The 25,161-nt window shown below is 50.3% G+C and carries 32 protein-coding genes and 1 other annotated feature; all 32 genes read right to left on the bottom strand.

What is annotated here, in order from left to right:
• Positions 1–86: 86 nt before the first annotated feature.
• Positions 87–1,388, bottom strand: a complete 1,302-nt coding sequence (gene secY / locus I8U18_RS11545) for a preprotein translocase subunit SecY (protein WP_033100597.1) — start codon at positions 1,386–1,388, stop codon at positions 87–89.
• Positions 1,388–1,828: a 50S ribosomal protein L15 gene (gene rplO, locus I8U18_RS11540; RefSeq protein WP_033100598.1), complete on the bottom strand. Its 441-nt coding sequence runs from the start codon at positions 1,826–1,828 to the stop codon at positions 1,388–1,390. Before rplO ends, secY begins: the two co-directional genes overlap by 1 nt.
• A 33-nt stretch (positions 1,829–1,861) precedes the next feature.
• Positions 1,862–2,056 (bottom strand): 50S ribosomal protein L30, encoded by a 195-nt coding sequence (gene rpmD, locus I8U18_RS11535; protein WP_152568519.1) that lies wholly within the window; start codon positions 2,054–2,056, stop codon positions 1,862–1,864.
• 6 nt (positions 2,057–2,062) lie between these two features.
• Positions 2,063–2,581 (bottom strand): 30S ribosomal protein S5, encoded by a 519-nt coding sequence (gene rpsE / locus I8U18_RS11530; RefSeq protein ID WP_038020747.1) that lies wholly within the window; start codon positions 2,579–2,581, stop codon positions 2,063–2,065.
• On the bottom strand, positions 2,578–2,946 hold the full coding sequence (gene rplR, locus I8U18_RS11525) for a 50S ribosomal protein L18 (protein ID WP_033100600.1): 369 nt from the start codon (positions 2,944–2,946) through the stop codon (positions 2,578–2,580). The genes rpsE and rplR overlap by 4 nt, the downstream gene beginning before the upstream one ends.
• A 35-nt stretch (positions 2,947–2,981) precedes the next feature.
• Entirely contained in the window at positions 2,982–3,518 is a 537-nt protein-coding gene (gene rplF, locus I8U18_RS11520) for a 50S ribosomal protein L6 (RefSeq protein ID WP_033100601.1), read from the bottom strand.
• 27 nt (positions 3,519–3,545) lie between these two features.
• A complete protein-coding gene (rpsH, locus tag I8U18_RS11515) occupies positions 3,546–3,944 on the bottom strand; it encodes a 30S ribosomal protein S8 (protein ID WP_198056019.1) in 399 nt (132 codons plus the stop codon).
• A gap of 24 nt (positions 3,945–3,968) precedes the next feature.
• Entirely contained in the window at positions 3,969–4,154 is a 186-nt protein-coding gene (locus tag I8U18_RS11510; protein WP_033100603.1) for a type Z 30S ribosomal protein S14, read from the bottom strand.
• Between the two features lie 37 nt (positions 4,155–4,191).
• A complete protein-coding gene (rplE, locus tag I8U18_RS11505; protein WP_033100604.1) occupies positions 4,192–4,734 on the bottom strand; it encodes a 50S ribosomal protein L5 in 543 nt (180 codons plus the stop codon).
• A 23-nt stretch (positions 4,735–4,757) separates the two neighbouring features.
• Positions 4,758–5,111, bottom strand: a complete 354-nt coding sequence (gene rplX, locus I8U18_RS11500; RefSeq protein WP_033100605.1) for a 50S ribosomal protein L24 — start codon at positions 5,109–5,111, stop codon at positions 4,758–4,760.
• Positions 5,112–5,168: 57 nt separating this feature from the next.
• Positions 5,169–5,537, bottom strand: a complete 369-nt coding sequence (rplN, locus tag I8U18_RS11495) for a 50S ribosomal protein L14 (RefSeq protein ID WP_033100606.1) — start codon at positions 5,535–5,537, stop codon at positions 5,169–5,171.
• A 40-nt stretch (positions 5,538–5,577) separates the two neighbouring features.
• Positions 5,578–5,844: a 30S ribosomal protein S17 gene (rpsQ, locus tag I8U18_RS11490; protein ID WP_033100607.1), complete on the bottom strand. Its 267-nt coding sequence runs from the start codon at positions 5,842–5,844 to the stop codon at positions 5,578–5,580.
• Positions 5,841–6,053 (bottom strand): 50S ribosomal protein L29, encoded by a 213-nt coding sequence (rpmC, locus tag I8U18_RS11485; RefSeq protein ID WP_033100608.1) that lies wholly within the window; start codon positions 6,051–6,053, stop codon positions 5,841–5,843. The genes rpsQ and rpmC overlap by 4 nt, the downstream gene beginning before the upstream one ends.
• The gene (gene rplP / locus I8U18_RS11480) at positions 6,050–6,478 is read right to left on the bottom strand and encodes a 50S ribosomal protein L16 (RefSeq protein WP_033100609.1); all 429 of its coding nucleotides are present in this window, start codon (positions 6,476–6,478) and stop codon (positions 6,050–6,052) included. The genes rpmC and rplP overlap by 4 nt, the downstream gene beginning before the upstream one ends.
• Before the next feature lie 3 nt (positions 6,479–6,481).
• Positions 6,482–7,141: a 30S ribosomal protein S3 gene (gene rpsC, locus I8U18_RS11475; protein WP_198056018.1), complete on the bottom strand. Its 660-nt coding sequence runs from the start codon at positions 7,139–7,141 to the stop codon at positions 6,482–6,484.
• A 26-nt stretch (positions 7,142–7,167) separates the two neighbouring features.
• Complete coding sequence (gene rplV, locus I8U18_RS11470; RefSeq protein ID WP_033100611.1) at positions 7,168–7,503, bottom strand: 50S ribosomal protein L22; 336 nt, start codon at positions 7,501–7,503, stop codon at positions 7,168–7,170.
• A 35-nt stretch (positions 7,504–7,538) separates the two neighbouring features.
• Positions 7,539–7,820, bottom strand: a complete 282-nt coding sequence (gene rpsS, locus I8U18_RS11465) for a 30S ribosomal protein S19 (RefSeq protein ID WP_033100612.1) — start codon at positions 7,818–7,820, stop codon at positions 7,539–7,541.
• A gap of 45 nt (positions 7,821–7,865) precedes the next feature.
• The gene (gene rplB / locus I8U18_RS11460) at positions 7,866–8,696 is read right to left on the bottom strand and encodes a 50S ribosomal protein L2 (protein ID WP_033100613.1); all 831 of its coding nucleotides are present in this window, start codon (positions 8,694–8,696) and stop codon (positions 7,866–7,868) included.
• A 30-nt stretch (positions 8,697–8,726) separates the two neighbouring features.
• Entirely contained in the window at positions 8,727–9,014 is a 288-nt protein-coding gene (gene rplW, locus I8U18_RS11455) for a 50S ribosomal protein L23 (protein WP_033100614.1), read from the bottom strand.
• Complete coding sequence (gene rplD, locus I8U18_RS11450) at positions 9,011–9,637, bottom strand: 50S ribosomal protein L4 (RefSeq protein ID WP_033100615.1); 627 nt, start codon at positions 9,635–9,637, stop codon at positions 9,011–9,013. Before rplD ends, rplW begins: the two co-directional genes overlap by 4 nt.
• A gap of 29 nt (positions 9,638–9,666) precedes the next feature.
• Positions 9,667–10,293, bottom strand: a complete 627-nt coding sequence (gene rplC, locus I8U18_RS11445) for a 50S ribosomal protein L3 (RefSeq protein WP_038020749.1) — start codon at positions 10,291–10,293, stop codon at positions 9,667–9,669.
• Between the two features lie 33 nt (positions 10,294–10,326).
• Positions 10,327–10,635, bottom strand: a complete 309-nt coding sequence (gene rpsJ / locus I8U18_RS11440) for a 30S ribosomal protein S10 (RefSeq protein WP_033100616.1) — start codon at positions 10,633–10,635, stop codon at positions 10,327–10,329.
• A 327-nt stretch (positions 10,636–10,962) separates the two neighbouring features.
• Complete coding sequence (gene tuf / locus I8U18_RS11435; protein ID WP_033100617.1) at positions 10,963–12,150, bottom strand: elongation factor Tu; 1,188 nt, start codon at positions 12,148–12,150, stop codon at positions 10,963–10,965.
• A 107-nt stretch (positions 12,151–12,257) separates the two neighbouring features.
• On the bottom strand, positions 12,258–14,333 hold the full coding sequence (fusA, locus tag I8U18_RS11430) for an elongation factor G (RefSeq protein WP_033100618.1): 2,076 nt from the start codon (positions 14,331–14,333) through the stop codon (positions 12,258–12,260).
• A 37-nt stretch (positions 14,334–14,370) separates the two neighbouring features.
• Entirely contained in the window at positions 14,371–14,841 is a 471-nt protein-coding gene (gene rpsG / locus I8U18_RS11425; protein WP_033100619.1) for a 30S ribosomal protein S7, read from the bottom strand.
• A 60-nt stretch (positions 14,842–14,901) separates the two neighbouring features.
• Positions 14,902–15,315 (bottom strand): 30S ribosomal protein S12, encoded by a 414-nt coding sequence (gene rpsL / locus I8U18_RS11420; protein ID WP_033100620.1) that lies wholly within the window; start codon positions 15,313–15,315, stop codon positions 14,902–14,904.
• Positions 15,316–15,467: 152 nt separating this feature from the next.
• Positions 15,468–15,716 (bottom strand): 50S ribosomal protein L7ae-like protein, encoded by a 249-nt coding sequence (locus I8U18_RS11415; protein ID WP_033100621.1) that lies wholly within the window; start codon positions 15,714–15,716, stop codon positions 15,468–15,470.
• A gap of 79 nt (positions 15,717–15,795) precedes the next feature.
• Positions 15,796–19,410: a DNA-directed RNA polymerase subunit beta' gene (rpoC, locus tag I8U18_RS11410; RefSeq protein ID WP_198056017.1), complete on the bottom strand. Its 3,615-nt coding sequence runs from the start codon at positions 19,408–19,410 to the stop codon at positions 15,796–15,798.
• 74 nt (positions 19,411–19,484) lie between these two features.
• The gene (rpoB, locus tag I8U18_RS11405) at positions 19,485–23,024 is read right to left on the bottom strand and encodes a DNA-directed RNA polymerase subunit beta (RefSeq protein ID WP_370589223.1); all 3,540 of its coding nucleotides are present in this window, start codon (positions 23,022–23,024) and stop codon (positions 19,485–19,487) included.
• 250 nt (positions 23,025–23,274) lie between these two features.
• A complete protein-coding gene (locus I8U18_RS11400; RefSeq protein ID WP_033100624.1) occupies positions 23,275–23,877 on the bottom strand; it encodes a class I SAM-dependent methyltransferase in 603 nt (200 codons plus the stop codon).
• Positions 23,878–24,015: 138 nt separating this feature from the next.
• A complete protein-coding gene (gene rplL / locus I8U18_RS11395; protein WP_033100625.1) occupies positions 24,016–24,378 on the bottom strand; it encodes a 50S ribosomal protein L7/L12 in 363 nt (120 codons plus the stop codon).
• 47 nt (positions 24,379–24,425) lie between these two features.
• Complete coding sequence (gene rplJ / locus I8U18_RS11390) at positions 24,426–24,938, bottom strand: 50S ribosomal protein L10 (protein ID WP_198056015.1); 513 nt, start codon at positions 24,936–24,938, stop codon at positions 24,426–24,428.
• 27 nt (positions 24,939–24,965) lie between these two features.
• Positions 24,966–25,099, bottom strand: a sequence feature (ribosomal protein L10 leader region).
• Positions 25,100–25,161: the final 62 nt, after the last annotated feature.

Below are 25,161 nucleotides of genomic sequence, written 5' to 3'. Positions count from 1 at the left end.
GGGCGGTCCGCATGACAGTTCACATCAGTGAGCTGGTGCTCATGCATAGTCCCCGGATGTAGCTCCGGGGGTGGCAAACAGAAAGTCTATTTATGCATAAAGCCCTTGTAATGGCGTTTAATCAGCTGGCTTTCAATCGTCTTCATCGTTTCAAGTGCAACCCCGACCACGATCAGAAGCGAGGTTCCCCCGATTTGCACATTGCTCGGAAGACCGGCAAGATTGATGAAGAAGATCGGCAAAATGGAAATCAGCGACAGAAAAATCGCGCCTGACAGCGTTAGACGATTCATGACCCGGGTTAAATAGGTGGTTGTATTCTTGCCCGGGCGAATCCCAGGAATAAAGCCGCCGTTTTTCTTCATCTGATCAGACAACTGAACCGGGTTAATCTGCACAAAGGTGTAGAAGTAAGTGAAACCGATAATCAGAATCACATACATTGCCGCACCGAGCGGGGAACGGGTGTAATCGAAGTTGTAGATAAACCAATCCGCAACCGGGTGTCCTTGCCAGAAGCTTGCAATCGTAACCGGGAACATCATCAAGGACAAGGCGAAGATTACCGGAATCACACCGGCCGCGTTCACTTTCATCGGAATGTGAGTCGATTGGCCGCCGTACATTTTACGTCCAACCACCCGTTTCGTATATTGAACGGGTATTCTCCTTACGCCCTGTTGGATATAGATCGTGGCGATAATGATAACCACAACCACCAACAAAAGCCCCACCGCTTTCAGGATACCGATAAACAGCTGTGCATTTTTGCCGAAGAAGGACGTATAGATCTGTCCGATGTGCATCGGGATGTTGGCCACGATCCCGGCAAAGATCAGAATGGAAATCCCGTTTCCGATCCCTTTGTCCGTGATCTGCTCACCCAACCACATGAGAAAGGTTGTGCCTGCCGTCAAAGTCAGAGCGATGAGTGCATAGCTCCAGACGCTGGTGTCCAATACAAAGCCCTGGTAGACCCTGTTGAAACCTATGGCAACTCCCACCGACTGGATCAGTGCCAAAACCACCGTAAAATAGCGGGTAAACTGAGCCAGTTTGCGGCGGCCCACCTCTCCCTCTTTTGCCCATCTTGCAAAAGCCGGGATGACATCCATCGTCAGCAACTGCACAATGATCGAAGCGGTGATGTAAGGCATAATCCCCATGGCGAAAATGGAGAAGTTGCGGAATGCCCCACCGGAAAAAGCGTTAATCAAACCAAATACGCCTTGTCCGCCTCTCTCCATCATGCTCTGCAAGATCGCCGGGTCCGTGTTAGGAACCGGAATAAAGCTTCCGATTCGAAACACGACCAAGATCAAAAGCGTGAAAAAAATACGACGACGAAGATCTTCCACCTTAAAGATGTTACCCAGGTTCCGGATCATTAGATTACCTCCGTCGCTCCACCAGCGGCGTTGATTTTTTCAATCGCAGAGGCAGAGAATTTTTGAGCTTTTACCGTGAGTTTTTTGTTCAACTCACCATTGCCCAACACTTTCAACCCGTCTTTCAGATCTTTTACAACGCCTTGCTCTTTCAACAGTTCTGGAGTTACGACAGTTCCCTCTTCGAAGCGGTTGAGCACATCCAGGTTGATGATGGCATATTCCACTCGATTCGGGTTGGTAAATCCGCGCTTCGGCAAACGACGGTAAATCGGGTTTTGGCCGCCTTCAAAGCCAGGACGAACACCGCCACCGGAGCGTGCGTTTTGCCCTTTATGGCCTTTTCCGGCCGTTTTACCCTGGCCGGCAGAAATACCGCGGCCAAGCCGTTTTTTCTTGTGACGGGCACCCTCAGCCGGTTTCAGTTCATGCAGTTTCATTCCTCGCACCTCCTCTTTGACAAGTCATGTGCATTATTCGCTGATTTCTTCAACGGAAACGAGGTGTTTCACTTTATTGATCATACCACGGATGGCCGGATTATCTTCATGCGTTACGGTCTGTTCCCGTTTTGTTAAACCGAGTGTACGCAGGGTGACACGTTGCACTTCAGGACGGCCAATCATACTCCGCTTGAGTGTAATTGCCAGTTTCTTTGCCACGGTCATCCCTCCTTATCCCATCAATTCTTCTACGCTTTTTCCGCGCAGTTTTGCTACGTCCTCAGGACGTTTCAAGCTTTGCAAACCGGAAAGTGTGGCACGAACCATGTTGATCGGGTTGTTGGAACCCGTCGATTTGGTAAGAATGTCACCAACACCTGCCGCATTCAATACGTCACGCACAGGACCGCCTGCGATGACACCCGTACCTTTGGAAGCAGGTTTCAGAAGAACACGGCCTGCGCCAAACTCACCGATCGTCTCATGCGGAATGGTTGTCCCCAGAAGAGGAACGGTAACCATATTCTTTTTCGCATCTTCAATCCCTTTGCGGATCGCTTCAGGAACCTCAGCCGCTTTACCAATTCCTGCACCGACCTTGCCTTTGCCGTCACCGACAACAACAAGCGCACTGAAGCTGAAACGGCGTCCGCCCTTCACAACTTTCGCTACGCGATTAATGTTAACCACTTTTTCGATAAACTCGGATTGCGCAGCATCTTTGCGACGTGGCTTTTCTTGCTTGCTCAAAAGTCTAGACCCCCTTCCCGTGCTCCTTCTGCCAAAGCTTTTACACGACCATGATAGAGGTAACCGCCACGGTCGAATACAACCGACTTAAAGCCTTTCTCAACGGCGCGCTTTGCGATCAATTCCCCTACCGCACGAGCCGCATCAACCGTACCGCCGTTGGAGAATTTCTCCTTCAGCTCGGCATCCAAGGTCGAAGCGGATGCAACCGTATGTCCAATCGTGTCATCGATCAATTGCGCATAGATGTTTTTGGAAGAACGGAAAACGTTCAAACGTGGACGCTCAGCAGTACCGAATACTTTTTTGCGGACACGCAGATGACGTTTTGCCCGTTTTTTGTTGCGATCTCCTTTTTGAATCACGGTCCAGCTCACTCCCTTCTTGTTAGGCGATTCGATTATTTACCCGTTTTACCCTCTTTGCGACGGATAACTTCATCGCTGTATTTAATCCCTTTGCCTTTATAAGGTTCAGGTTCACGGTAAGAACGGATTTTCGCAGCCATTTCGCCGACTTTCTCTTTATCGATGCCTTTCACCACAATTTGCGTTTGAGACGGAACGTCGAGTTCAATTCCGTCGATCGGCGTTACATCGATCGGATGAGAATAACCGACGTTTAACACCACGTTGTTTCCTTTTTTCGAAGCACGGTATCCGACACCGACCAATTCAAGCGTTTTGGAGAAACCGTTGGTTACACCCTCAACCATGTTGGCAATCACGCTGCGGGTGGTTCCATGCAAGGCACGATGAGTGCGGTGATCGCTTGGGCGCTCCACGATCACTTGATTGTCCTCCACTTTGATGGCGATATCGGAATGGAAGTTACGAGTTAAGGTACCTTTCGGCCCTTTTACCGTTACGGTGTTTCCTTCCAATTTCACTTCTACACCGTTTGGAATCACAACCGGTTTTTTACCGATACGAGACATTCGATTCACCTCCATCCTTTATGCCGATTACCAAACGTACGCGATAACTTCGCCGCCCACTTTTTGCTGACGGGCTTCTTTATCCGTCAGAATTCCTTTGTTGGTGGACAAAATGGCGATTCCCAAACCACGAAGAACACGTGGAATTTCGTTCGCTTTTACATAAACGCGCAAACCAGGTTTGCTGATCCGTTTCAACCCGGTAATCACTTTTTCGTTGTTCGGTCCGTATTTGAGGAAAATCCGGATGATACCCTGTTTGTTGTCTTCGATATATTCAGCATCGCGAATGAAACCTTCACGTTTCAGGATCTCAGCGATTTCCCTTTTGATACGAGATGCCGGAAACTCAACGCTCTCATGGCGAACCGTGTTAGCGTTGCGAATTCTGGTCAGCATATCTGCAATCGGGTCTGTCATTACCATGCGAAACCCTCCTTCCTATCCTCATTACCAACTTGCTTTTTTAACACCGGGAATCTGCCCTTTGTAGGCCAATTCACGGAAGCAGATCCGACAGAGACGAAACTTGCGTAATACGGCGTGTGGTCGTCCGCAACGTTCGCAACGGGTATAAGCACGAACTTTGAATTTCGGCTTACGTTGGGACTTCACGATCATCGACTTCTTGGCCAAGTGATTCCCTCCTTTACATCGTGGTGACGTACAGTGATTATTTACGGAATGGCATACCCATCAGAGTCAAAAGATCACGTGCTTCCTCGTCGGTATTGGCAGTCGTCACGATAACGACATCCATCCCGCGAACTTTGTCAACTTTGTCATAAGAAATTTCCGGGAAGATCAATTGCTCTTTCAGACCGAGCGTGTAATTGCCGCGACCGTCAAACGATTTCGGGGAAACACCGCGGAAATCGCGTACACGCGGAAGAGCAACATTGATCAATTTATCGAGGAAATGATACATACGCTCTCCGCGAAGTGTCACCTTTACACCGATCGGCATTCCTTCACGCAATTTGAAGCCGGCAATCGATTTTTTGGCACGTGTGACCACCGGTTTTTGCCCGGAGATGAGCGTCAGGTCTTCTACTGCACCATCCAAAGCTTTGGCATTTTGTACAGCTTCACCCACACCCATGTTAATCACGATTTTTTCAAGTCTTGGAACTTGCATTGGGGATTTGTAGTTGAACTTCTTCATTAACGCAGCGGTTACCTCATTGAGGTAATGCTCTTTCAAACGTGCTGCCATCAGGTACCCTCCCTTCTCTCGCGTTATTTGTCGAGGATTTCACCGGATTTTTTCGCATAACGCACTTTCTTTTTCTCGCCGTTTTTACCCTCGATGAACTTGTAGCCAACCCGGGTCGGCTCCTTCGTTTTCGGGTCTTCAATCATCAGGTTGGAAACGTGAATCGGCGCTTCCTTCTCGATGATGCCGCCCTGAGGGTTATCCTGGGTCGGACGGGAATGTTTTTTCACCAAGTTTACACCTTCGACGAGCACACGATCTTCCTTGGGAAGAACTTTAATTACACGACCGCGGGTGTAAACTTTTTTGCCGTTTTCAAAGTACGGAGCTTCTTTACCGCGCATGACGATTACCATATCGCCTTTTTTGATGTGCATACGGGGCACCTCCTTACCTTCCAGTGTGTTGCCGCAAATCATTTTCAGAACCAAGTATTAAAGAACTTCCGGTGCCAAAGAAATGATTTTCATGAAATCGCGATCACGCAATTCGCGGGCAACAGGTCCGAAGATCCGTGTACCGCGCGGGCTTTTGTCTTCCTTAATCACAACCGCAGCATTTTCATCGAAGCGAATGTAGGATCCATCCGGACGACGGGTCGGACGAACGGTACGTACAACCACGCACTTCACTACATCCCCTTTCTTGACAACGCCACCGGGTGTAGCTTGTTTGACAGAAGCGACGATAATATCACCGATTCCAGCGGTAGATTTTTTGGATCCACCCAATACACGGATGCACATAACTTCTTTCGCACCAGAGTTATCTGCTACACGAAGACGTGTTTGAGGTTGAATCATGGTTTTCCCTCCTTCCCGCGTCATTCACGCGTGCCATGGGTTAAATGATAACAGCTTTCTCTACGATTTCCACCAAACGCCAGCGCTTGTCTTTGGAAAGCGGACGCGTTTCCATGATTCTTACGATGTCGCCTACTTTTGCTTGGTTTTCGGCGTCATGCGCTTTGAACTTTTTGGTATACTTTACGCGTTTACCGTACAGTGGATGTTTCTTGTAGGTCTCAACAGCGACAACGATTGTTTTATCCATTTTATCGCTGACCACTTTGCCGACACGTACTTTACGGCGAGTTGTACGCTCGTTCATCCCTGTTTCCTCCTTTCGATCCCGAGTTCGCGCTCCCGCAAGATCGTTTTGCAACGAGCAATGCTTTTGCGAACCTGACGCAACCGGGCTGGATTATCCAATTGTCCAGTAGCCGATTGGAAGCGGAGGTTAAACAGTTCTTCCTTGTACTGTGCGAGCTTTTGCTCGATCTCGGCGGTGGTCAACTCAACTAGCTCTTTTGCTTTCATTCGTTACCACCCGCTTCTTCTCTTTTTACGAACTTCGTTTTGATCGGCAGCTTGTGAGCTGCAAGGCGCATCGCCTCACGTGCCGTCTCTTCTGGAACACCAGCAAGTTCGAACAAGATTTTGCCTGGTTTTACAACAGCCACCCATTTTTCGGGAGAACCTTTACCGCTACCCATCCGTACCTCGAGAGGCTTTTGAGTAATCGGGTGATCAGGGAAAATCTTGATCCATACTTTACCGCCACGTTTGATATAACGAGTCATCGCGATCCGGGCAGCCTCGATTTGACGGTTGGTGATCCATGCCGGCTCAAGCGCCTGTAAACCGTATTCACCAAATGCTACTTCCGTACCGCCTTTCGCACGGCCTGTCAGTTTGCGCGGACGATGCGGGCGACGGAATTTCACGCGTTTAGGCATTAGCATCGATTACTCGCCTCCTTCCGCTGCTCCTTTGTTTTTGGTCGGCAAAACTTCACCGCGATAGATCCAAACTTTCACACCGATCCGTCCATAAGTGGTGTGTGCTTCAGCAAAACCATAATCGATATCAGCACGCAATGTATGGAGTGGTACCGTACCTTCGCTGTAGCCTTCGCTACGGGCAATATCGGCACCGCCGAGACGACCGCTTACCATGGTGCGTACCCCTTTGGCTCCGGCGCGCAAAGAACGCTGAATCGCTTGTTTCATCGCACGGCGGAAAGCAACACGGCGTTCCAGTTGTTGTGCGATATTTTCAGCGACAAGGTAAGCATCAAGCTCCGGATTTTTGATTTCGCTGATGTTGATGTGAACTTTTTTATTGGTGAGCTTCACCAAGGCTTGGCGGAGCGCTTCGACTTCAGAACCGCCTTTCCCGATCACCATGCCGGGTTTCGCCGTATGAATGGTAATGTTGACGCGGTTTGCTGCGCGTTCGATTTCCACAGTGGAAACGGCCGCGTCTTTCAGTCGGTTTTTGATAAACTCGCGAACCTTAATATCTTCATGCAATAGATCAGCATAGTCCTTGTCTGCGTACCATTTGGATTCCCAGTCACGGATAATTCCCACACGCAGACCAACTGGATTTACCTTTTGACCCAAAGCTTCATCCCTCCTTATTTAGTGATTCACGCCTTTTCCGATACAACCACGGTAATGTGGCTGGTGCGCTTGTTAATGCGGCTGGCACGGCCCATCGCACGAGGCATATAACGCTTCATCGTGGGACCTTCATCAACATAAGCTTTCGACACTACCAGGTTGGCAGTATCCAAGTTGTGATTGTGCTCAGCGTTTGCCACGGCAGACGTGAGTACTTTCTCAATGATCGGGGAGGCAGCACGAGGAGTGTAGCGTAAAATCGCCAATGCCTCTTCAACAGACTTGCCACGAATCAAATCGATCACCAAGCGTGCTTTGCGTGGAGCGATACGCACGTATCGTGCTACTGCTTTAGCTTCCATAACGTAACCTCCTCTCTAAACCCGGTCCGGTCCACTTACCGTCTTTTTGTTTTCTTGTCATCGCCTGCATGACCTTTAAACGTACGGGTTGGGACGAATTCTCCCAACTTGTGGCCTACCATATCCTCCGTTACATAAACCGGAACGTGCTTGCGTCCATCATGAACGGCGAATGTGTGTCCAACAAACTCCGGGAAAATGGTAGAACGACGAGACCAAGTTTTGATTACGCGTTTTTCGTTTTTCTCGTTTAATTCATCAACCTTTTTTAACAGATGTGCATCTGCAAATGGTCCCTTTTTCAAGCTGCGGCCCATCTTAGTAACCTCCCTTCGAGTGAGGCTTTTTCACAGCCTATCTGACTACTTTTTACGACGACGGATAATATATTTGTCAGATGCTTTGTTTTTCTTCCGGGTTTTGTAACCCAAGGTCGGTTTGCCCCAAGGAGTCATCGGGGACTTGCGGCCGATCGGTGCACGACCTTCCCCACCACCGTGCGGGTGATCCACAGGGTTCATCACAGAACCGCGAACGGTTGGCCGTTTACCCAGCCAACGGGAACGTCCTGCTTTACCAATCGTGATCAACTCATGATCCAAGTTGCCTACCTGACCGATCGTTGCACGGCAATCCAGGTGAACCATGCGTGTTTCGCCGGAGGTAAGGCGGATGATGGCGTATTTCCCTTCTTTACCGAGCAATTGTGCCGATGCACCTGCTGCGCGGACAAGCTGTCCACCACGGCCCGGTTTAAGTTCGATGTTGTGAATGACCGTACCTACCGGAATATTGCGAAGAGGCAACGCATTTCCCAAACGGATTTCCGCATCAGGACCGGACGAAACGGTCATGCCCACTTTCAATCCGTGAGGAGCGAGAATGTAACGTTTTTCTCCATCCACATAGTGGATCAAAGCAATATTGGCAGAACGGTTCGGATCGTATTCGATCGTAGCCACTTTTCCAGGAATGCCATCTTTATTACGTTTGAAGTCAACCAAACGATATTTGCGTTTATGTCCGCCGCCTTGGTGACGAACAGTCAGTTTCCCCTGGTTGTTGCGGCCTGCCTTTTTCTGCAGAGGTACTACCAGGGATTTTTCCGGTTTATCTGTCGTAATCTCGTCAAAGCTGGAAACAGTCATATGACGACGAGACGGGGTCGTTGGTTTAAAGTGTTTAATTCCCATTCCTTTTCCCTCCTTCTTTTTTAGGATGGATTAAACTTCAAATACCTCGATTGGTTTGCTGTCAGCGGTGAGTTTAACCACAGCTTTCTTTCTCTCAGGTCTGCGACCGCTGTACCGGCCATAACGTTTAATTTTACCGGGAACGCGCATCGTGTTCACTTTCTCCACTTTTACGCCGAAGATCTGCTCAATCGCTTTTTTCACTTCGACTTTATTGGCACGTGGATCCACTTCAAACACGTATTTACGATCCTCCATGAGTTCCGTGGATGCTTCGGTAATGACCGGACGACGGATGATATCGCGAGGGTCTTTCATCGACCAAGCACCTCCTCGACGCGATTCACAGCTCCACGAGTGAGAATCAGCTTGTCATGGTAAAGAACGTCGAGAACGTTCAATCCATCTGCCGGTATAAGTTTCACTCCCGGAATGTTGCGGGCGGAGAGAACAGCATTGTCCTCCAATTGATCGGCAACGATCAGCGCCTTGCGATCAACACCCAGGTTTTTGAGTACTTGTACCATTTCTTTGGTTTTCGGTTGATCCATTTTCAATTCATCGAGCACGACCACTTGGCTGTCCAGCACCTTAGAAGAAAGAGCGGACTTGATCGCCAAACGACGAACCTTTTTCGGTAATTTATAAGCATAGCTGCGCGGTTGCGGTCCAAATACCACACCACCGCCTACCCACAACGGGGAACGAATGCTGCCGTGACGTGCACGACCGGTTCCTTTTTGTCTCCACGGTTTCTTGCCGCCCCCACGAACAGCTGCACGATTTTTCGTTGCATGGGTACCACGGCGCAGGGATGCTTGTTGCATAACCACAGCATCATGCAATACCGCCTGATTCGGGGTAATGCCGAACACTGCATCAGACAGCACGATTTCATCCACCTGCTTGCCGCTCATGTCTAACACTGCCAGCTTAGGCATGGATGCTCCTCCTTTCTTCAATCAATCGCTTACTTGCTTTTTACGGCTGATTTGATCACAACATAGCTGTTTTTCGGTCCAGGTACGGAGCCTTTGATCAAAATCAGGTTTTTGTCAGCATCAACACGAACGATTTCAAGGTTTTGTGTTGTTACACGTTCTCCGCCCATGCGTCCCGGAAGCGTTTGTCCTTTGAATACGCGGTTCGGAGCAATCGCACCCAACGAACCTGGTCCGCGATGGTAACGGGAACCGTGGCTCATCGGACCGCGAGCTTGGTTGTGACGTTTGATCGCACCTGCAAATCCTTTTCCTTTGGATGTGCCGGTGACGTCAACCAGTTCGCCAGCTGCGAAGATGTCTGCTTTGACTACCCCGCCAAGCTCATAGTCAGCCAGGTTTACGCCACGCACTTCTTTGATGAATTTTTGTGCTTTCGCATTTGCTTTCTTCGCATGTCCAAGCTCAGGTTTGTTGGAACGATGTTCCTTCTTCTCTTCAAAACCGAGCTGGATTGCTTCGTAACCATCGGTTTGCAGTTCTTTCTTCTGCAACACCACACACGGTCCCGCTTCAACTACGGTAACTGGAACCACCACGCCATCTTCGTTGAAGATTTGGGTCATCCCAATTTTCTTTCCGAGAATCCCTTTCACTTTGTACACCTCCTACCATCGTAGAGTGAGAGATTACAATTTGATTTCGATGTCGACACCGGACGGCAGATCCAATCTCATCAACGCATCTACGGTTTGCTGAGTTGGATTGACGATGTCAATAAGGCGTTTATGAGTGCGCATTTCGAATTGCTCACGAGAATCTTTATATTTGTGAACAGCGCGCAGGATCGTGTAAACCGTTTTTTCCGTCGGCAACGGAATCGGTCCCGACACGCTGGCACCTGTCCGCTTTGCGGTATCCACGATTTTAACCGCGGATTGATCCAGGATGCGGTGATCGTAAGCTTTTAAACGAATGCGAATCTTTTGCTTTGCCATTATTAACCCTCCTTCTCGCTCATTTTTGCAAATGAACTTCTCCGCGAAAATTTCCCGCCCGGCCATGGCAAAGGGGCCGGGTGTGTCGGCAACCTTTCGCTTCATCGCGTTCATGACAACATTCACGATTATATAGAAAAAAATTGGACGATGCAAGCTTTTTTCGCGTATTTTAGGGAAATGTAATTAAGTTGCGACCCTGACCAGCACTTGCAAAAGCCTACCTGCCATATTTTACAAAATAGTTGGGCCATTTTTCAAGTCTTAAAACAAAAAGCTGCCAGCCCGGAAATCGGGTTGACAGCTTTTTTTGATCGGCAGTGGCCATTACTCGTTAATAACGGTAACAGCACCTGCGCCTACGGTACGTCCACCTTCGCGGATAGCGAAACGGGTACCGTCTTCGATAGCGATCGGCGCGATCAATTCTACTTCCATTTCAACGTTGTCGCCAGGCATGCACATTTCAACGCCTTCCGGCAACTTGATAACACCGGTTACGTCGGTGGTGCGGAAATAGAATTGCGGACGATAACCAGAGAAGAACGGGGTATGACGTCCACCTTCTTCTTTGGAGAGAACGTATACTTGAGCTTTAAATTTGGTGTGCGGTTTCACGCTGCCAGGTTTAGCTAATACTTGACCGCGTTGTACATCTTTACGCTCAATACCGCGGAGGAGTGCACCGATGTTGTCACCAGCTTGAGCTTGGTCGAGCAACTTACGGAACATTTCTACCCCGGTTACAACGGTTTTGCGGGTTTCAGCGAGACCCACGATTTCAACTTCGTCACCAACTTTGATGACACCGCGTTCTACACGGCCGGTAGCAACGGTACCACGACCGGTAATGGTGAATACGTCCTCAACCGGCATGAGGAAGGTTTTGTCGGTGTCACGTTGCGGTTCCGGAATATATTCGTCAACTGCAGACATCAGTTCAATAATGCATTCAGCTTCAGGACCAGTCGGGTTTTCGAGAGCTTTCAGAGCGGATCCACGGATAACCGGGATATCATCTCCTGGGAACTCATACTCGGAGAGAAGTTCACGAACTTCCATTTCTACGAGTTCGAGCAACTCTTCGTCGTCAACCATGTCGCATTTGTTCAGGAATACAACGATGTACGGTACGCCTACCTGACGGGAGAGCAGAATGTGCTCACGGGTTTGCGGCATTGGACCGTCAGCAGCGGATACTACGAGGATCGCTCCGTCCATTTGTGCAGCACCGGTGATCATGTTTTTCACGTAGTCAGCGTGACCCGGGCAGTCAACGTGAGCATAGTGGCGGTTGTCCGTTTCATACTCAACGTGAGCGGTGGAGATGGTGATACCGCGCTCTCTTTCTTCCGGAGCTTTGTCGATTTGGTCGTAAGCTTGTGCTTGAGCTTTACCTTGTTGAGCAAGCACGGTGGTGATTGCAGCGGTCAAAGTGGTTTTACCGTGGTCAACGTGACCGATGGTACCAATGTTAACGTGTGGTTTTGTACGTTCGAACTTGGCTTTTGCCATGACTGATGATCCTCCTTATTTAGGACTAAGTAATATTGTAATAGATTTATGGAAATCCGGGAAGCGGATTAAACCGCTTCACCAGTTTCTTTAACACAAATTAGACATTACTGTCCAGTTGCTTTTTTGATGATCTCATCAGCAATGTTTTTCGGCACTTCTTCGTAGTGATCGAAGAACATTGAGAAGACACCGCGTCCTTGGGTGCGGGAGCGCAGGTTATTTACATAACCGAACATCTCAGCCAACGGAACCATCGCGCGGATGACTTGGGCACCACCGCGAGCTTCCATTCCCTCAACGCGGCCGCGACGGGAGTTGATGTCACCCATCACGTCACCCATGTATTCTTCCGGAACGGTCACTTCCACTTTCATGACCGGTTCGAGAAGAACTGGGTTACATTTGGATTTGGCCGCTTTCAGCGCCATGGAACCAGCGATTTTAAAGGCCATTTCCGAGGAGTCCACATCGTGGTATGAACCATCGACGAGGGTAGCCCGGATATCGACCATCGGGAATCCCGCCAAGACACCGTTTTGCATAGCCTCTTCGATCCCGCTTTGAACAGCCGGGATGTATTCTTTCGGAACCACACCGCCAACGATTTTGTTGACAAATTCGAACCCGCTTCCTTCCGGCAGTGGCTCGAATTCCACCCAAACGTGACCGTATTGTCCACGACCACCGGATTGGCGAACGAATTTCCCTTCCACTTTGGCAGAACTGCGGAAGGTTTCTTTGTAAGCAACTTGCGGTGCACCAACATTCGCTTCCACCTTGAATTCCCGTTTCAGACGGTCAACGATGATTTCAAGGTGAAGCTCACCCATACCCGCAATAATGGTTTGGGCTGTTTCTTCGTCGGTATGCGTGCGGAATGTCGGATCTTCTTCCGCCAGCTTCGCAAGTGCAACAGCCATTTTATCCTGGTCAGCCTTGGATTTCGGTTCGATGGCAATCTCGATTACCGGTTCCGGGAACTCCATCGACTCGAGCAAAATCGGGTTTTTCTCATCGCAAAGCGTTTCACCCGTCGTCGTGTCTTTCAGACCGACAGCTGCAGCGATATCACCTGCGTAAACGGTGTTGATCTCTTCACGGTGGTTCGCATGCATTTGCAGAATCCGACCGATCCGTTCGCGTTTTCCTTTAGTTGCGTTAAGCACATAGGATCCGGAGGATAAGGTACCGGAGTAAACGCGGAAGAAGGTGAGTTTACCCACATAAGGGTCGGTCATGATTTTGAATGCCAAAGCGGCAAAAGGTTCTTCGTCGCTGGAATGGCGAACCGTTTCCGTACCGTCCGGCAATGTACCTTGGATCGCCGGTACGTCAACCGGAGACGGCAGGTAGTCAATCACAGCGTCCAGCAAAGGTTGTACCCCTTTGTTTTTGTAGGAAGAACCACAGAGAACCGGAGTGATTTTCACTTCACAGGTTCCTTTGCGAAGGGCTGCCTTGATCTCCTCGACGGTGAGCTCTTCACCTTCGAGATATTTCATCATCAGCTCTTCATCCAACTCGGCCACTGCTTCCAACAGCGCGGTCCGATACTCTTCGGCTTTTTCCTTGTATTCCTCAGGAATGTCACGAGCTTCGGAAGTGGTACCGAGATCGTCGGTGTAGATAATTGCCTTGTTGGTTACGAGGTCAATGATGCCCTCGAATGTATCTTCAGATCCGATCGGCAATTGAATCGGAACTGCGTTTGCACCAAGGCGCTCTTTCATTTGTTCTACGGCCCCATAGAAGTTCGCACCGAGAATGTCCATTTTGTTAACATAGGCGATGCGTGGAACTCCATAGCGGTCCGCTTGGCGCCAAACGGTCTCAGATTGTGGCTCAACGCCACCTTTTGCACAAAATACTCCCACGGCTCCGTCCAATACACGCAGAGAACGCTCAACCTCTACGGTAAAATCAACATGTCCCGGTGTATCAATGATGTTGATCCGGTGACCTTTCCATTGAGCGGTGGTAGCGGCGGACGTAATCGTAATCCCCCGCTCTTGCTCTTGTTCCATCCAGTCCATGGTTGCGGCGCCATCATGCACCTCACCAATTTTGTGCACGCGACCGGTATAGAACAAAATCCGCTCAGTCGTCGTTGTTTTACCAGCATCGATATGAGCCATAATCCCTATATTACGCGTATTTTGCAAGGAGAATTCACGTGCCATCGGAAATTTCTCCCTTCATGTTGGAAAGAATAGTAGATTACCAGCGATAATGAGCAAATGCACGGTTGGCTTCGGCCATACGATGCGTATCTTCTTTTTTCTTCACAGCTGCGCCGGTATTGTTTGCTGCATCCATAATTTCGTTTGCCAGTCGCTCTTCCATGGTTTTCTCACCACGAAGGCGTGCGTAGGAAACGAGCCAGCGGAGACCGAGGCTGGTACGGCGCTCAGGCTTCACTTCCACCGGAACCTGATAGTTGGCACCGCCCACCCGGCGCGCTTTAACCTCGAGTACCGGCATAACGTTTTTCAGCGCTTGTTCAAACACTTCCATCGGATCATTACCGGTACGTTCGCGGATAATATCAAATGCGTTGTACAAAATACGTTGAGCGATTCCTTTTTTACCATCGTACATCAGGCGATTGATGAGACGGGTAACCAATTTGCTGTTGTAAATTGGATCCGGAAGTGCATCCCGACGAGGTACTGGGCCTTTGCGTGGCATGCTTCTCCCTCCTTTTCTCATTGATTATTCGATCTCAGACATCAACTCTTATGGCAATCGTTATTTTTTCGGACGTTTCGCGCCGTATTTGGAACGACCTTGCATCCGGTTGGCTACGCCGGCCGTATCCAATGCACCGCGGACAATGTGGTAACGAACACCAGGCAAGTCTTTAACACGGCCACCGCGAACAAGAACCACGGAGTGCTCTTGCAGATTGTGTCCAATCCCCGGAATATAAGCCGTAACCTCCGTACCGTTGGTCAGGCGAACACGCGCATATTTACGGAGAGCGGAGTTCGGTTTTTTCGGCGTCATCGTACCCACACGGGTGCAAACACCGCGTTTTTGCGGAGCGCTTTGCGGCACGATCTCTTTTTTCATGCTGTTAAAGGTGTATTGAAGCGCCGGAGATTTGGATTTCGTGATTTTCTTTGTGCGACCTTTGCGCACGAGCTGGTTAATTGTCGGCATACCAGGCACCTCCTTCTACGTTTTGTTAATCAAGACCACAGATCCAGGTGTTTCATCCATGATCATAAAAAAGCTGAACGACTTAAAATTTATAGGGAGTTGACCGCACCCCGGCACCGGAGCGCGATCAACATGATATCAGTCGCTCTCGTTCATTTCAGGATGGCTACGGCTGCCGCCCCCACCTCGATTCCGCAAGCCTTTCCGAGCTTCTTCATCGAGTCCACACAGGTGACAGCGATACCGTGATTTTTGCATAACGACAAGATCGGGTGTGTTACTTGCGGATCCGCATCATCAGCCACGATCACTTCAGCCACTTTTCCTTGTTCAATGGCCTTCTTCGTTTGCTTGGTGCCAATCGTTAACGACGTTGCCTGTTTCACTTTTTCATAAGACATCGAATCGCCCTCCAAAGTGAAATAGTTCCAAGCACACGACGTAATATTACCACCTTGAAATCACAAAGTCAACAAGAAACTAATCAATCAACACCGTTTCCTTGGATGAAGGATCGGTTTCGCCTTGTTCATTCGCCAAACGGGCAGTCAAGTTGCGATAGCGCGTCATACCCGTTCCCGCCGGCACCAGCTTCCCGATAATGACGTTTTCTTTCAAGCCGAGCAGTTTATCCACTTTTCCTTTGATCGCCGCATCGGTAAGAACGCGGGTCGTTTCCTGGAACGAAGCTGCGGAGAGGAACGATTCGGTTTCCAGGGACGCTTTCGTGATCCCCAAAAGAACCGGACGTGCCACTGCCGGGTCGCCTCCCTCAAGAAGGGCTTTGCGGTTGGCCTCTTCGTAATCATGAATATCCACAACCGAGCCTGGCAACAGTTCGGTTGTACCTGCATCAGTGATGCGAACCTTCCGCATCATTTGGCGTACCATGACTTCAACGTGTTTGTCGTTAATTTCCACCCCTTGCAGGCGGTATACTTTTTGCACTTCCTGCAGGAGATAGCGTTGTACGCCGGCGATCCCTTTCACCCGCAACAGTTCTTTCGGATCAACGGAACCCTCTGTCAGCTCGTCACCGGCAGCGACGGTGTCACCGACGGAAACACGCAGACGGGAGCCGTATGGCGCGGTATGAACCTTCGATTCAACATCACCTTCGATTTCAATTTCACGGCGATCCTTGGTTTCGCGAATGTCGACAACCTTACCCGAAATTTCGCTGATGACCGCCTGTCCTTTCGGGTTGCGGGCCTCGAACAATTCCTGAATCCGCGGCAAACCTTGGGTAATATCGTCGCCGGCTACCCCACCGGTATGGAAGGTACGCATCGTCAGCTGCGTTCCCGGTTCCCCGATGGACTGAGCGGCGATAATTCCGACCGCTTCGCCGATTTCCACCGGCGTGCCGAGAGCCAAGTTGCGTCCATAGCATTTTTTGCAGACGCCATGGCGGGTACGGCAAGTCAACACGGAGCGGATGACCACCTGTTTGATTCCGGCTTCGATGATTTGGCTTGCAATATCCTCATCGATCAGCTCATCGCGGCCGATGATGATTTCACCGGTTTCCGGATGGCGCACGGTCTCAAACGAAGTGCGGCCCACGATCCGGTCATACAGATTTTCGATCACTTCATTGCCATCCTGAATAGCAGTGACGGCAAATCCTTTATCCGTGCCACAATCCTCTTCACGCACGATGACATCCTGAGCCACATCGACAAGACGGCGGGTCAGATAACCGGAGTCAGCCGTACGCAACGCCGTATCCGCAAGTCCCTTCCGCGCACCGTGGGTGGAGATGAAGTATTCCAACACGGTCAGCCCCTCACGGAAGTTGGTGCGAATCGGTTGTTCAATAATTTTACCGGCCGGGTTGGCCATCAGTCCGCGCATCCCAGCCAATTGCGTGATCTGGGAGACGTTACCCCGGGCTCCGGAGTTGGCCATCATGTAGATCGGATTGTATTTGCCCATGTTGTTCATGAGAACTTCCGTAATCTTATCCTTGGCGTTGCTCCAGATGGAAATGACGCGCTCATACCGTTCATCATCGGTAATCAAACCGCGGCGGTACTGTTTGAGCACTCTGGCGACTTCTTCTTCGGCGTTCGCCAGGATCTCCTGTTTTTCAGCCGGAACGGTTACATCCGATACCGAGATGGTAATCCCCGCTTTGGTTGAATACTTGTATCCCGTTTCTTTCACCTTGTCGAGGATTTCCGAAGTAATCGTCGTCCCGAAACGGCGGAAACATTCAGCGATGATCGCGCCCAAATGGCCTTTTTTCAGCGCACCAGGATCTTCCATCTTCCGGATGAACTCACGCACGTTGGTTCCTTTCTCAAAGATGAAGTATTTATCCGGTGTTTTGACGAAGTTCGCTTTCCCCGGCTCACTGATATACGGGAATTCTTTCGGGAAAATCTCGTTGAAGATCAGCTTGCCCACGGTTGTAACCAAGAGCGCATTCCGCTGTCTTTCCGTGAAGCTGGTCTTATTGATGTTTTTCGCCGGAACGGCAATCCGGGTATGCAGGGTGATGTAGCCGTTTTGATAGGCGTTGATCGCTTCGGAGGCGGAGTAGTAGATTCCTCCTTCACCCTTTTCCCCTTCTTTTTCGATGGTCAGGTAATAACAACCCAAAACCATGTCCTGTGAAGGGGTGACAACCGGTTTGCCGTCTTTCGGGTTCAGGATGTTTTGCGCCGCCAGCATCAGAAGGCGCGCTTCAGCCTGAGCTTCCGCCGAAAGCGGCACGTGAACGGCCATTTGGTCACCATCAAAGTCGGCGTTGTATGCCGTACAAACGAGCGGGTGAAGACGGATGGCGCGTCCCTCAACTAGGATCGGTTCAAACGCCTGAATCCCGAGACGGTGAAGGGTTGGAGCGCGGTTTAACAGAACCGGATGCTCTTTGATCACTTCTTCCAAAACATCCCAAACTTCCGGATGAACCCGTTCCACTTTGCGTTTGGCACTCTTAATGTTGTGAGCCAATCCCTTGGCCACGAGTTCTTTCATGACAAAAGGCTTGAAGAGTTCCAGGGCCATTTCCTTCGGCAAACCGCATTGGTACATTTTCAGGTACGGTCCGACAACAATAACGGAACGGCCGGAGTAGTCAACCCGTTTTCCCAACAGATTTTGACGGAAACGTCCCTGTTTCCCTTTCAGCATGTGGGAAAGGGATTTGAGCGGACGGTTTCCAGGTCCGGTTACCGGTCTGCCGCGACGGCCGTTATCGATCAGAGCGTCAACGGCTTCCTGCAACATCCGTTTTTCATTCTGAACGATAATATCCGGCGCGCCGAGATCAAGCAGGCGTTTCAAGCGGTTGTTGCGGTTGATCACACGGCGATAGAGATCATTCAGGTCCGAAGTGGCAAAACGCCCTCCGTCCAACTGAACCATCGGACGCAACTCCGGTGGGATGACCGGCAATACGTCGAGGATCATCCATTCCGGACGGTTTCCGGAAGAGCGGAAAGCTTCCAGCACTTCCAGGCGTTTAATCGCCCGGTTGCGGCGTTGCCCCTGAGCTGTGCTCAATTCCTCCTTGAGCATGTCAACCTCTTTGTCAAGATCAATTTCCTGGAGCAAGCGCTTGATCGCTTCGGCCCCCATCATCGCCGTAAAGGCATTGCCGTATTTCTCGCGATACGAGCGATATTCCTTCTCAGACAGCAATTGCTTTTTCTCGAGAGGAGTCGCACCCGGATCGACAACGACATAGGATGCGAAGTAGATCACTTCTTCCAGCGAGCGCGGGGACATGTCCAGAACAAGCCCCATTCTGCTCGGAATCCCCTTGAAATACCAGATATGGGAAACAGGAGCTGCCAATTCAATGTGCCCCATCCGCTCACGGCGCACTTTCGCGCGGGTAACCTCCACACCGCAGCGGTCACAAACGACGCCTTTATAACGGACGCGTTTATATTTGCCACAGTGGCATTCCCAGTCTTTGGTCGGTCCGAAGATCTTTTCACAAAACAAGCCTTCTTTTTCAGGCTTTAACGTACGGTAGTTAATCGTTTCCGGCTTTTTCACCTCGCCGCGGGACCAGGAGCGGATTTTTTCAGGCGAGGCGAGGCCGATTTTCATATATTCAAAGTTATTCACATCGAGCATTGGGCGATTCCTCCCTCAGGATTCATCCCGCCAGCGCGCGGGAAGGGCGTGCGGTCACGCCCCGCGCACGACGATCAAGAGTTGGATCGAACGTTGTCATCGTCAACGACCAGGTCGAAACCGAGTTTGTCGTTTGCCGGTTCCTCATCCTCGTCCAGTTCGCGCATCTCGATTTCCTGCTCGTCTTCGGAAAGGATTTTCACGTCCATGCCAAGGCTTTGCAACTCTTTGATCAATACTTTGAATGATTCGGGGACGCCCGGTTCCGGCACATTTTCCCCTTTGACGATCGATTCGTAGGTCTTCACGCGACCGACGACATCGTCAGATTTAACGGTAAGGATCTCCTGCAAGGTGTAAGCTGCACCGTATGCCTCGAGAGCCCATACCTCCATCTCACCAAAGCGTTGACCGCCGAATTGCGCCTTACCGCCCAACGGTTGTTGGGTGACAAGCGAGTACGGACCGGTGGAACGAGCGTGGATTTTATCATCAACCATGTGAGCCAGTTTAATCATGTACATCACACCGACGGTGACGCGATTCTCAAACGGCTCACCGGTACGGCCGTCATACAAGACGGTTTTGCCGTCTTCATCCAGGCCCGCTTCCTTCAGGGTTTCAAATACGTCCGTTTCCGTAGCGCCGTCAAATACCGGAGTCGCCATATGCAGACCCAGCGTTTTGGCCGCCATTCCGAGATGCACTTCCAAAACCTGTCCGATGTTCATCCGCGACGGTACCCCGAGCGGATTCAGGACCACTTGAACCGGTGTGCCATCCGGAAGGAACGGCATATCCTCTTCAGGCATAATCCGCGCGATAACCCCTTTGTTACCGTGGCGGCCGGCCATTTTGTCCCCTTCGGAAATTTTCCGTTTTTGCGCGATGTAGACGCGCACCAGCTGATTGACACCAGGTGGAAGCTCATCTCCGTTTTCACGGGTAAATACTTTTACATCGACGACAATCCCGTCTTGCCCGTGCGGAACACGCAGGGAAGTATCACGCACTTCGCGCGCCTTTTCCCCGAAGATGGCATGCAACAGACGCTCTTCCGCCGTCAGCTCGGTCACACCTTTCGGCGTTACTTTGCCGACGAGAATATCCCCCGGTTTGATTTCTGCGCCAACGCGAATAATTCCGCGTTCGTCCAGATTTTTGAGGGCGTCTTCACCCACGTTTGGAATATCGCGGGTAATTTCTTCAGGACCCAGTTTGGTATCCCGCGCCTCACTCTCGTGTTTTTCAATGTGAATAGAGGTATAAACATCTTCTTTAACCAGCTTTTCACTCAGCAAAATCGCGTCTTCGTAGTTGTACCCTTCCCATGTCATGAAGGCTACCACGACGTTGCGGCCGAGTGCCAATTCACCCTGTTCGGTCGAAGGGCCGTCCGCAAGGGTATCTCCCTTTTTCACCTTCTCGCCCATCCTGACCACCGGGCGTTGGTTAATGCAGGTTCCCTGATTGGAACGGGTGAACTTGGTGAGCTTGTATTTATCAATATCGCCCTGAACAATTTTACCATCCACTTCTTCCTCATGGCGAACCCAAATCTCATCCGCCGTGACCCGGACAACCGTGCCCGGCCGTTTCGCTAAAACCATCACGCCGGAATCGCGCGCAGCCACGTGTTCCATTCCGGTTCCGATGAACGGCGCTTCCGGCTTGAGAAGAGGTACAGCCTGCCGCTGCATGTTGGAACCCATCAGGGCCCGGTTGGAGTCGTCGTTTTCCAGGAACGGAATGCATGCGGTGGCAACGGAGACAACCTGCTTCGGCGATACGTCCATATAATCGACGCGGTCGCGCGGAACAGTGATGATCTCATCCTGGTAACGAACGGTCACCGTTTCTCTGGCAAAGGTTCCGTCATCGTTCAGCGGGGCATTCGCTTGGGCGACATAGTAGTTATCTTCCTCATCCGCCGTCAAATAATCAATCGTATCCGTTACCTGACCGGTATCGGGATCGACACGGCGATAGGGGGTTTCAATAAATCCGTATTCATTTACCCTGGCATACGTGGACAGTGAGTTGATCAAACCGATGTTCGGACCCTCAGGAGTTTCAATCGGACACATCCGACCATAGTGTGAGTGGTGAACGTCACGCACTTCAAACCCTGCACGCTCCCGGGTCAAACCACCGGGCCCCAGCGCGGATAAGCGCCGCTTGTGCGTCAACTCGGCCAACGGGTTCGTTTGGTCCATAAACTGGGACAATTGGCTGCTGCCAAAGAATTCTTTGATCGCAGCGATCACCGGGCGAATGTTGATCAATGCCTGCGGTGTGATTGCATTGGCATCCTGGATCGACATCCGTTCACGAACCACGCGCTCCATCCGGGATAATCCGATCCGGAACTGATTTTGCAGCAGTTCCCCGACTGAACGCAGACGCCGGTTGCCCAAATGGTCGATATCATCGGTGGAACCCACTCCATAGAGCAGGTTGATGAAATAACTGATCGAAGCGATGATATCAGCCGGCGTAATATGTTTGATGGAGTCATCCACTTCTGCATTGGAGATCACTTTCAGCACTTTGCTCTCGTCCGTGGGCGAAAAAATATGCACGGCCTGAAGCTGAATCGGACCATCATCCGGCACACCGCCACGAACCTTGTATTCCTTACGGCCAAACGATTTTTCGCCGGTCAGATACGGGAGCAATTTATCCAAAACGCGCCGCTCCAGCACTTGTCCAGTCTCCGCCAGGATCTCGCCCGTTTCCGGGTCAATGATCGGCTCAGCCAAGCGTTGGTTGAGCAAACGATTTTTGATATGAAGTTTTTTGTTGATTTTATAACGTCCCACAGCCGCCAAATCATAGCGTTTTGGATCAAAGAAACGGGCATAGAGCAGACTGCGTGCATTTTCCGCCGTTGGTGGTTCACCGGGGCGGAGGCGCTCATAAATCTCGATCAGCGCTTTTTCCGTATTTCCGGTATTATCTTTGTCCAAGGTGTTGCGCAGGAACTCATCATCGCCCAAGAGATCGATAATCTCGGCATCGCTGCTGAAGCCCAGCGCACGCAAGAGAACGGTTACGGGAATTTTCCGCGTACGGTCGATCCGAACATAAATGATATCCTTGGCATCTGTTTCAAGTTCCAGCCAAGCCCCACGGTTGGGAATTACCGTCGCTGTGTAAGTTGGTTTCCCGTTTTTGTCCACTTTCGTGTTATAATACACACTAGGCGAGCGAACCAATTGGCTGACGATGACGCGCTCGGCACCATTAATGACAAAGGTACCGGTTTCGGTCATGAGCGGGAAGTCACCCATAAACACTTCTTGTTCTTTCACTTCACCTGTCTCTTTGTTGATCAGGCGAACTTTCACCCGCAGAGGTGCGGCATAGGTAACCTGATGATCCTTTGCCTCCTCAACCGTATATTTCGGTTCACCGAGGCTGTAATCGATAAACTCGAGGACCAAGTTACCCGTAAAGTCTTCGATTGGCGAAATATCATGGAACATTTCGCGCAATCCTTCATCCAAAAACCACTGGTACGATTTTTGCTGAATCTCAATCAGATTCGGCAATTCCAATACCTCATTAATGCGAGCATAGCTGCGACGTTGTCGACGCCCACATGGGATCATTTTACCAGCCAAACAAACTCCCCCCTCGCACCCAGTCGAAGCCGCTTTCTGATTAGCGACTGATCACAGTAAAAAAAGAAAATGAGTGAAAATTTGACCTCATTTTACCTAGAAGCAGTCTATTTACCTATTTTATCCAGCTGTATACACAAATAAACCAGCCGGGAAAGAACAGAACACCAAAAAAATGCAAGTCTCATTTAACGAGACTTTCTGCAATTTATAACACTATCACAAGCGGAAAAAGATGTCAACGATCGGTTCCGCAAATGATCCAGTAGCCTTTTTTTTGCGCGACAACCTGAACATCGCCAAAATGTTGTTCAAGCTCTTTCTTTGCCGAGGCCGCCCCCTGTTGTTTGCGGATGACAATCCAAAGGGAACCCCCTGCCGCGAGCTGTGTTTTCGCTTCGGCAAACAGTCGATAGATTGTCGCTTTTCCGGCCCGGATCGGCGGGTTGAATAGGATATGATTAAATTGAAATTGCTTGATTGCCGAAAATCCATCGCTCACGAAAAGATCGGTATTTGCTTCCGCTTGATTGACACGGGCATTCTCCCTCGCCAGTTCCACCGCTCTTTCATTCACGTCTGCCAGCACCACACGAACGTTTGGGATTGCCTTGGCGATCGCAATCCCGATCACCCCGTAACCGCAGCCGAGGTCAAGCACGGAAGAGCCTGGTTCGATCGTTACCGTCTCGATCAAAAGCCGGCTGCCAAAATCGACTCCCTTTTTCGAGAACACACCGGCATCTGTTTTAAAGGTGAAAGGCATCCCCAGCAGTTTTGCCTTGACTTCCCTTACTTCGCTTTTTACACGAGGATTTGCGGAAAAATAGTGCTCTGTCATGTTCAAAACTCCTTTGGCGGCTGATCGCCGGAAAGAACACGGACCATCATGCAATCCCCGGCCGCACGGGCAGAGACACCGAACGCAAAATAAGAACCCGCCGACCGACGACGGCGGGTCTGGCCGGAGTCAAGCCCATTACTTGATTTCTACAGTTGCACCGGCTTCTTCGAGTTCTGCTTTGATTTTGTCTGCTTCTTCTTTGGACACTCCTTCTTTAATCGGAGAAGGTGCACCGTCAACAAGTGCTTTTGCTTCTTTGAGGCCAAGACCGGTGATACCGCGAACCACTTTGATCACGTTGATTTTGGAAGCACCGGCATTTGCCAGGATCACATCAAATTCGGTTTTTTCTTCAGCAGCTTGACCAGCGCCGCCACCCACTACAGCCACGGGAGCAGCTGCGGTTACGCCGAATTCTTCCTCGATCGCTTTAACAAGATCGTTCAATTCAAGAACGCTCATACCCTTAATCGCTTCAATGATTTGTTCTTTCGACATGAAAGGAACCTCCCTGTTTAAAATATTTCATTTCCTATTAACAGACATTAAGCTTCTGCAGTCTCGGCACCCTCGCCGTTTTTCTCAGCCACTGCTTTAACCGCAAGCGCGAAGTTGCGCACCGGAGCTTGCAGCACGCTGAGCAACATGGACAAGAGACCTTCGCGAGAAGGCAGTTCAGCAAGTGCTTTGATTTCATCAAGGGAAACAGCTTTCCCTTCAACTAGTCCACCTTTGATCTCGAGCGCTTTGTTCTCTTTGGCAAAGGTGTGAAGCACTTTTGCTGGAGCTACCACATCTTCATAGCTGAACGCAATCGCAGTCGGCCCGGTCAAATGCTCGTTCAGTTCGGTCAAGTTCACCTTTTCGGCAGCACGACGGGTCAACGTGTTTTTCAAAACTTGAAATTCGATACCGGCTTCACGCAGTTGTTTGCGAAGCTCGTTCATTTGTTTTACGTTCAAACCGCGATAGTCAGCTACGATTGTGCTTTTGCTCTTTTCCAGCTTTCCAGCGATTTCATCGACAATCGCTTTTTTCTGTTCGATCGCTTTGGACACGCGGCACACCTCCTCATCAGGAGTTTTTCAGAAAAACAGAAAAAGCCTCCGCAGACAGTCGAAGGCTTAAGTTACAAAAGGATGTATATCCGAACTTACCTCGGTAGGAGATTAAGCGTAACTTACGCGCCTACTGTCTACGGTAACAGCTTTATTCCATTTTTAAAGGAGCGACTATAGGTTACTTTAATAATGACGATTTGTCAACTTTCCAATCGCCAAT

Origin of the sequence: Thermoactinomyces sp. CICC 10522 (assembly GCF_016055075.1) — a bacterium.
GTDB lineage: Bacteria > Bacillota > Bacilli > Thermoactinomycetales > Thermoactinomycetaceae > Thermoactinomyces_A > Thermoactinomyces_A daqus.
The sequence above is the reverse complement of the archived record's forward strand: the minus strand, read 5'-3'. Positions and strand labels throughout refer to the sequence as shown.